Origin of the sequence: Pseudotabrizicola sediminis, assembly GCF_004745575.1 — a bacterium.
GTDB lineage: Bacteria > Pseudomonadota > Alphaproteobacteria > Rhodobacterales > Rhodobacteraceae > Pseudotabrizicola > Pseudotabrizicola sediminis.
Map to the genome: position 1 here is coordinate 1 of NZ_RPEM01000038.1, position 6,224 is coordinate 6,224.

At 58.7% G+C, this 6,224-nt stretch carries 4 protein-coding genes and 3 pseudogenes; 1 reads left to right on the top strand and 6 read right to left on the bottom strand.

The annotated features are described in order from the left end of the window. Nucleotides 1-361: 361 nt before the first annotated feature. The 3 genes from EEB11_RS19115 to EEB11_RS19700 all read right to left on the bottom strand — a co-directional run bounded on the left by EEB11_RS19115 (nt 362) and on the right by EEB11_RS19700 (nt 1,744). Nucleotides 362-580 carry a hypothetical protein gene (locus tag EEB11_RS19115; protein WP_135434169.1) on the bottom strand — a complete coding sequence of 73 codons (219 nt, stop codon included), beginning with the start codon at nt 578-580 and terminating at the stop codon, nt 362-364. Nucleotides 581-834: 254 nt separating this feature from the next. Further along, nucleotides 835-1,188 (bottom strand): phasin family protein, encoded by a 354-nt coding sequence (locus EEB11_RS19120; RefSeq protein ID WP_135434171.1) that lies wholly within the window; start codon nt 1,186-1,188, stop codon nt 835-837. A 388-nt stretch (nt 1,189-1,576) separates the two neighbouring features. Next, complete coding sequence (locus EEB11_RS19700; protein WP_167852819.1) at nt 1,577-1,744, bottom strand: hypothetical protein; 168 nt, start codon at nt 1,742-1,744, stop codon at nt 1,577-1,579. A gap of 7 nt (nt 1,745-1,751) precedes the next feature. Here EEB11_RS19700 and EEB11_RS19125 point away from each other — a divergent pair. Then, nucleotides 1,752-2,199, top strand: a pseudogene (locus EEB11_RS19125) (transposase); the annotation flags it as partial. Nucleotides 2,200-2,606: 407 nt separating this feature from the next. On the opposite strand, the pseudogene EEB11_RS19130 reads toward EEB11_RS19125, so the two are convergent. The 3 genes and pseudogenes from EEB11_RS19130 to EEB11_RS19140 all read right to left on the bottom strand — a co-directional run. Then, a pseudogene (locus tag EEB11_RS19130) lies at nt 2,607-3,797 on the bottom strand (IS5 family transposase); the annotation flags it as partial. Nucleotides 3,798-4,125: 328 nt separating this feature from the next. Continuing rightward, nucleotides 4,126-5,577, bottom strand: a complete 1,452-nt coding sequence (locus EEB11_RS19135; protein ID WP_135434173.1) for a CYTH and CHAD domain-containing protein — start codon at nt 5,575-5,577, stop codon at nt 4,126-4,128. 188 nt (nt 5,578-5,765) lie between these two features. Next, nucleotides 5,766-6,170 (bottom strand): annotated as a pseudogene (locus tag EEB11_RS19140) (tyrosine-type recombinase/integrase); the annotation flags it as partial. Nucleotides 6,171-6,224: the final 54 nt, after the last annotated feature.

The window sequence follows — 6,224 nt, forward strand, 5'->3', positions numbered from 1 at the left end:
CGTGTGTTCCCTGCATAAACGCAGCGTGGTCCTGAATGAGGACTTCCTGCGCTGCCATATGGCCCAACCACCTTTCGCGGTCCGTGGGTTCACAAAAACGTGAGCCGAACAGTATCTTAACCCCAACGAAGGGGCAAGATTTTAGATGTTGGAACCAACGTTACCACGACTGCGAACTGTTGGACGGACGTGAACTGACTGAAGGCTAGTNGGGGCAAGATTTTAGATGTTGGAACCAACGTTACCACGACTGCGAACTGTTGGACGGACGTGAACTGACTGAAGGCTAGTTGATGCCCGAAGCGGTGGCGGCGTAATCGAGGCGGAAAACCACTTAAAAAACGCCCGGAACCTGTTCAGATCAACCGAACCACCTCTGCGGCACGTCCAGCAGATCGTTCAGGGTCGCAGCCTCGACCCGCGCCGACACCGCTGTGCGCAGCAGCAAACGACGATCCAAAAGCCAGTTCGCAATCCGCGGCAGATGCAGCCTTCGACAAATCCACGCGGTGACCCTCGCCAAATCTAGGATCGGCGGCAGCACGAGGAAAGCGATGCTGGTCGTGACATTGACCGGCATGCCGCCCAGAACGGCCCAGTTCCAGAAGGCATCGCCAAGCTCAACTCACCGCGCCAAAGAGCCATCGACTTTTCCATAAGTGCTATGTGGGTCGGATCGCCCAGAACCGTCAGTCCCCCGGCCCTTTACAAAACGTTTCGGGGTCAGTCTTTGCACTTTGTCTCGGCGCGATCGTGCCAGCAGCGGGCAAAATGCAATAGCCCGCAGCGATGCGTGTTGCCCACGATTTCAGCCCAGCTCCTCTGCGTTGGCCCTTAAATCGGCACGTCATCATAGCCGCGGGAATGACCTGATTGCAGATCTTTAGCAGCATTTGTCGTCGCCGTAGTCATCATCGCTTGGATGCGAGTGGCATGTTCTGTGTATTGATCCATCGCCGTCTTGAGAAACGCCGATTGAAGCTGCAGCAACTCCGTCGGGCTCTTGCACGCCATCATGGCCTTCTGGGCGTCAAGATCCTGATGTAGGCGCTCTGTCAGGAAGCGGGCACTTTCCGACATGAAGGACAACCAAGCATTGGACGCGAGCGGATTGAAGGCCATCATGGCAGCCGTGGCGGCCGAGGTGGCTGTGCCTGAAGAGACCTGCGTGTCAGTGGGTTTTGCCATGTGTGTTCCTCCTTGGATGATGCCCGTTCTGCACTGCCAAGCCACCTTGGATCGCAAGAAGCGGGGTATGCTTCAGTCCTTATCGATAGCAGCTGCCAAATCGATCAATTGCACTGGGTACGTTCAAAAAACAGACTGCGACATTGAGAGCAGCTTCGATTCGGAACAGCTACCAAACCAATGTAATCCACTTTTGCTCTTGCCAACTATCGAATGCCGAAATCAAACCAGACCGGCAAGTGATCCGATGCCACCCGCGCCGGACGGTCCTGATGCGTGCCTTGGTCTATCGCGAAAAGGTCCGGCGAAATAGCAAAACGATCCAGCGGCGCAATGGGGCGAGGTGATAGAAAGCTGGGTTTTGCCGGCAGGATTTGCAACCCCGGCGTCACGTGATCCAGCGCGCGGGTTGCGGGTGCGTGGCCGCGCGCACCTCCTCGGCGAGCAGTTTGCGGCGGCGGTCTGCCGTGGCGTCGATCCGGTCGCGGTCGCCGTAGGTCGACTCGCAAATGATGTAATCCAGACCGCTGGGGCCTTCGGGGTCGGGATGCATCAATTTGTAGACCTACCGGAACTGCTATCGTGACCGCGAATTAAAGACGCGGATGGGTGCTTTGAACCTGCGGGTGCCGAAGCTGCGGACAGGATCTTACTTCCCAGGCTTTCTGGAACTGCGCAGCACTTCGGAGAAGGCGCTGGTAGCGGTCATTCAGGGTGAGCAAGCGAGTCGCCACCGGTTCGAATCCGCTGGCGAACGGGATCCGCGGGGTTTCGACCCGCAAGGTCGACGATCTGGTGCAGGCGATGGGGCTGTCGGGCATCTCGAAGAGCACGGTGTCAAAGCTTTGCAAGGACATAGATGACCGGGTGCATGAGTTCCTCGACCGCCCGATTGCCAATGAATGGTCCTATCTGTGGCTGGACGCCACCTCTCTGAAGGTGCGCCAAGGTGCGCGGATCACCTCGGTGGCGGCGATGATCGCTGTCGCGGTGAACACGAATGACGGACGCTACCCAGATCGCCGCCTTTGAAGCACGGAAACCACATCTGCGCGCGCGGGGATGGCAACCACTTGTCAGTGATGGCCCAAGTTGATCCACATGCGGGAGGATCAACCCCAGGGCGTCAGGACCCAGATTCGTGTTGAAATGTTAACTTTTGAGGGATCATTTCACGGCGTTGCGAGTTGCACCTGCTCCGGCCTGGCGCGGCCATCACAGATCGGAGTCCAGACATGCAGCAAAACGCCACCGCTTCTGACCTGGCGCGGCTTCCGGCACGGAATGCCCCCCCCACAGAACCGGCGCAGCTGCGCGCGCAGATCGCCCGTCTTGAAGCGGAGCTGGCGCTTTACGCCTACCGATACGGCCTGACGCATGAGGCCAGCCGCCTGCTTGACAAGCGGCTTCAGAGTATCGGTCGTTTCAACCTCTGATCGCGACAGACGGCCATCGGTTTTCATGTGGCCGATCTCGGCTTCGATGGCGCTGCGACGACGGAGGTCTGCGATCAGTTTCGGCGTCAACCCGCGCCTTGTGCCGCTGATCAGGACACGGGTCGCCTCAACGCCGTGGCCGCGGTATCCACGATCGACGACGGCGAGGTCGGGGCGCTGATCGGTGAGGATGGCTACCTGTTCCAGCGCTTGCCTCAGGGTGTGGCCGTCGTAAGGGTTGCCCTGAAAGCTGCGCATGCCGACCACGAAGCCTTCGTCCAGCGTGGTGGTAATGCTGACCTTGCAGCCGAATTCATAGCGCACCCGGGCCTTGCCCTTGGATATGCAATCCACCTCGGGTTCGTGCAGGGCATAGATCTTGTCGGCCCCCTTGGGTGCCTGGTGCAGCAGCTGCGAGACAAGGGCGAGTTTGGCAATGATGCGATCCCGCAGGCTACCCTCGGGGATATCCTGCAGGTGACGGCGGAGGTCACGCATGACCCTACCAGTATAGCCTTTCAGCTTTTTCAATGCCTTGCGCATGCGCTTGAACTGTTTTGCATGGGCATAGCGACCGACCTGCAGCGCCAGCCGCGGCGCAAGCCGGGCATAGGATTGCCGCAGTTCCACCCCGGCCTCTTGCGCCAGGGCGACCAGTTGATCGCGTGCCCGCTCGTAAAGCCGGGAGTCCGTCGGATAGGCAATATTCTTCTCCATCACGGTGGTATCCACCGCCACGCGCTTGGCGCTGTCCTCATCGATCACGCCGGATTTCTGCCCGGCCAGGATTGTCTGGGTCAGCAGCCACTCCACGCCCTCTTCGCCGATGCGCTTGCGCCAACGCGTCAGCGACGATGGGTCAATTGGCAGCTTGTGCTGGAAAAAGGTCTCGCCGCTGAGGTGCTGGTAATAGGGATTTTCGACCCAGCGGGCGACTACCGCCTCGTCTGACAACCGATAGGCATGCTGGAGGTAGAACAACCCCGCGACCAGGCGCGGCGGCGTGGCCGGTCGGCCTTTGCCCGATGGAAAGAACCCCGACCATTCCCGCTCGAACACCTCCCAGTCGATCAGGGCTGCAAGCTTCACCAGCTCGTGCCGCGGGTCGATCATGTCGACCAGTCGCGGACGCAGCAGATCATCCTGTTCGGCAGGGCGAGAACGGTGCTTCATGGGCAGAACCAAAATTGCAGGGTTTCACCGCAAATCATACAAAACCCTGCAGGTCATGGCGAGAAGAAACGCAGCTTTTCATCGTAAAATCAATGGTATGGGAGTTGTTCAGGGCAAACGAGCTACTTCAAACCTGTGATCGAGATTATGAGGGACTTGGGTGGGCAGGCCCGCCCCCGCCAGATCTTTGACGAACTGATTAAGGTCGCGGTATAGGCGCGGGGCGCTTTCCCCGTTGAGCAGGCGGTTCACATAGGCAGCCGGGATCCCTTTACCAATCTGCGCTCTAGCCATTGCTGCTGCGTTCAGAGAGCCGCCCAGGTAGTCGTCATCGCCAATAACGGCCGGCGTCGATGAGACTACCATGTGCATCAGCTGCGGCAGCGATAAGAGCTTTTTTCGTGCCCCCCGCCAACAGTGCTGGCGCTTCCGGGTGGTCCGCGAGGGCCAAGCGATCAAGGATATGGGGCACCGTTGCCAAGTCGTTAAGCGCCCCAAGTTCATCCTGAACGGCCTCAAGCGCGACGATGAAGTTCTGCTGCCGCACCTTTTCGCCCTTCCCGTCGAACAAGAGTGCGAAGAAATCCGCAGCATAGCGCAGTTTCTTGGCATCTTTCCGAAGCTCGTGTCGCGCCACGTCGTCCATGCGCCTGATGTTGCGGCCGCCCTCCTTGACCTTGCGTCGAAAACGGCTCAGGGCGCGGCCAGCAAAAGCGCGGACCGATAGCGTCCTCGTCTCGTCAAGGTCCGGATTGACTATAAAAGAGCCGTATTGGACCCACTCCACTAAAGTCAGCATCAGAGCTCGTGCTTTGACTGAGCCAAGCTCTTCTTCGACCCGATCATATGCAGCTTCACGCTCGGTTTGAAGGCGGTCGCGCAGGGGACCGGGTCTTGCGCGCCGCAGAAGCACATCAAGCTCACGCGCTGGTCCAAGCGCTCCGGCAAGATCCCGGAGGCCCTCACGCAGTTCGTAGGCGTCTGCACCAAGAAGCGGCTTGAAGATCGAAAAGGCAGATCGGAGCCGACGCAACGCGACGCGGGCCTGATGCAGAGGCTTGGGCGAACGGGATGCCAAAAGCAGATCCTCGTTCAGCCTGAATTGCTTGATGCAGGCCTGCACGATGACTTGGAACGCTTCCGCGGCTGTCATGTCGTCTTCAAGCGGCATCGGCACTGCCTTGACCACTGCCCGCTGAGCCTGCCTCAGAAGATTGCCGCGCTCGGGTTTCGTTAGGACACCCAACCGGACCGGGGTCGCGCCGCCCAACTTCCGCGCCAAGTCAAACAGTGCCTGAGGCTGTCCCGACTTGAGTTCCATCTCCATTTCGCAGATGGATATGTGTCGGTCCCCGGCTCTGATCGTACCACGGTCGATCACGACCTCTATATTTGTGCAACCATCCTGAACATCCCAAATGCGACGCGTCACCTCGACCTCGAACACCCGAATCAGGTCTTCCACCGCTTCCCCAAGCAAAGCGTGAATCGGCGAAGAACCGTCGATAACGGGACCATCGGTGGTGACAGGCATCTCCCATTCAGACCGTGCGAAAAGCCCAGCCTCACTACTTCCCGACCTCTTGATTGTCTGAGTGCGGTGAGACCCACTTTGCCGGATGCGGAGCGAGAGGCCAGCCTCCGCCAATGCATGATCAGCTGTATCGAAGTATAGGTCGCGTTGCTGCACGGTTCGCCACTGCTCCGGTAGCACGTTCGACGCTCCAAGAACCTCGGCGGAAACAGCATCCAGTTGCAGCTTGAGCTCGATCTCTTTCATCTTCCTATTCTTTCCTGAATAGCACATGAAGAACCCGTCAAAGACAGGCTTTGTTCCGTTAACAATGCGGAACACAAGCCCACTTACTAATGGTGCAAACTGCTGTCACCAAGCGGTCATTCGTCAGTGTGACCTTGACCGTCGGCCAAGGGCCGACCGGCGCATGAAACGCCGATCGGCAGGAGTAGTTACAGATCTATCCCTTCTGACAAGGACAGCGCATCGTCCAGGTCGACCCCAAGATAGCGAACAGTGCTGTCCATCTTGGTATGCCCGAGCAAAAGTTGAACAGCGCGCAGGTTACCAGTCTTCTTGTAAATCTGAGCAACCTTCGTCCGTCGCATCGAATGGGTGCCATAGGCGCTCGGTTCAAGGCCGATCGAGAGAACCCAGTCGCGCATGATCCGCGCATACTGGCGTGTCAATAAGTGCGGGCTGGCATGGACACGGTTGGGCCAAAGATATTCGCAACCGATCATCTCTAGATCTTTGATCCAACGCTCCACCGTCAGTCGCGTGGTTTCGGTGATCTCGAAGCGGACAGGTTTGCGTGTCTTGCTTTGCATCACGGAGGCGCGTTCCTTAACGCGGTCGGCGGCGTAAACATTGAGCTACCCCCCGAAGATCGGACAGTGACGGAAGCTACG

Excerpts from the sequence above, each read along its gene's own strand:
- EEB11_RS19115 (WP_135434169.1), bottom strand. The coding sequence starts at position 580 with ATGCCGGTCAATGTCACGACCAGCATCGCTTTCCTCGTGCTGCCGCCG.
- EEB11_RS19120 (WP_135434171.1), bottom strand. The coding sequence starts at position 1,188 with ATGGCAAAACCCACTGACACGCAGGTCTCTTCAGGCACAGCCACCTCG.
- EEB11_RS19135 (WP_135434173.1), bottom strand. The coding sequence starts at position 5,577 with ATGAAAGAGATCGAGCTCAAGCTGCAACTGGATGCTGTTTCCGCCGAG.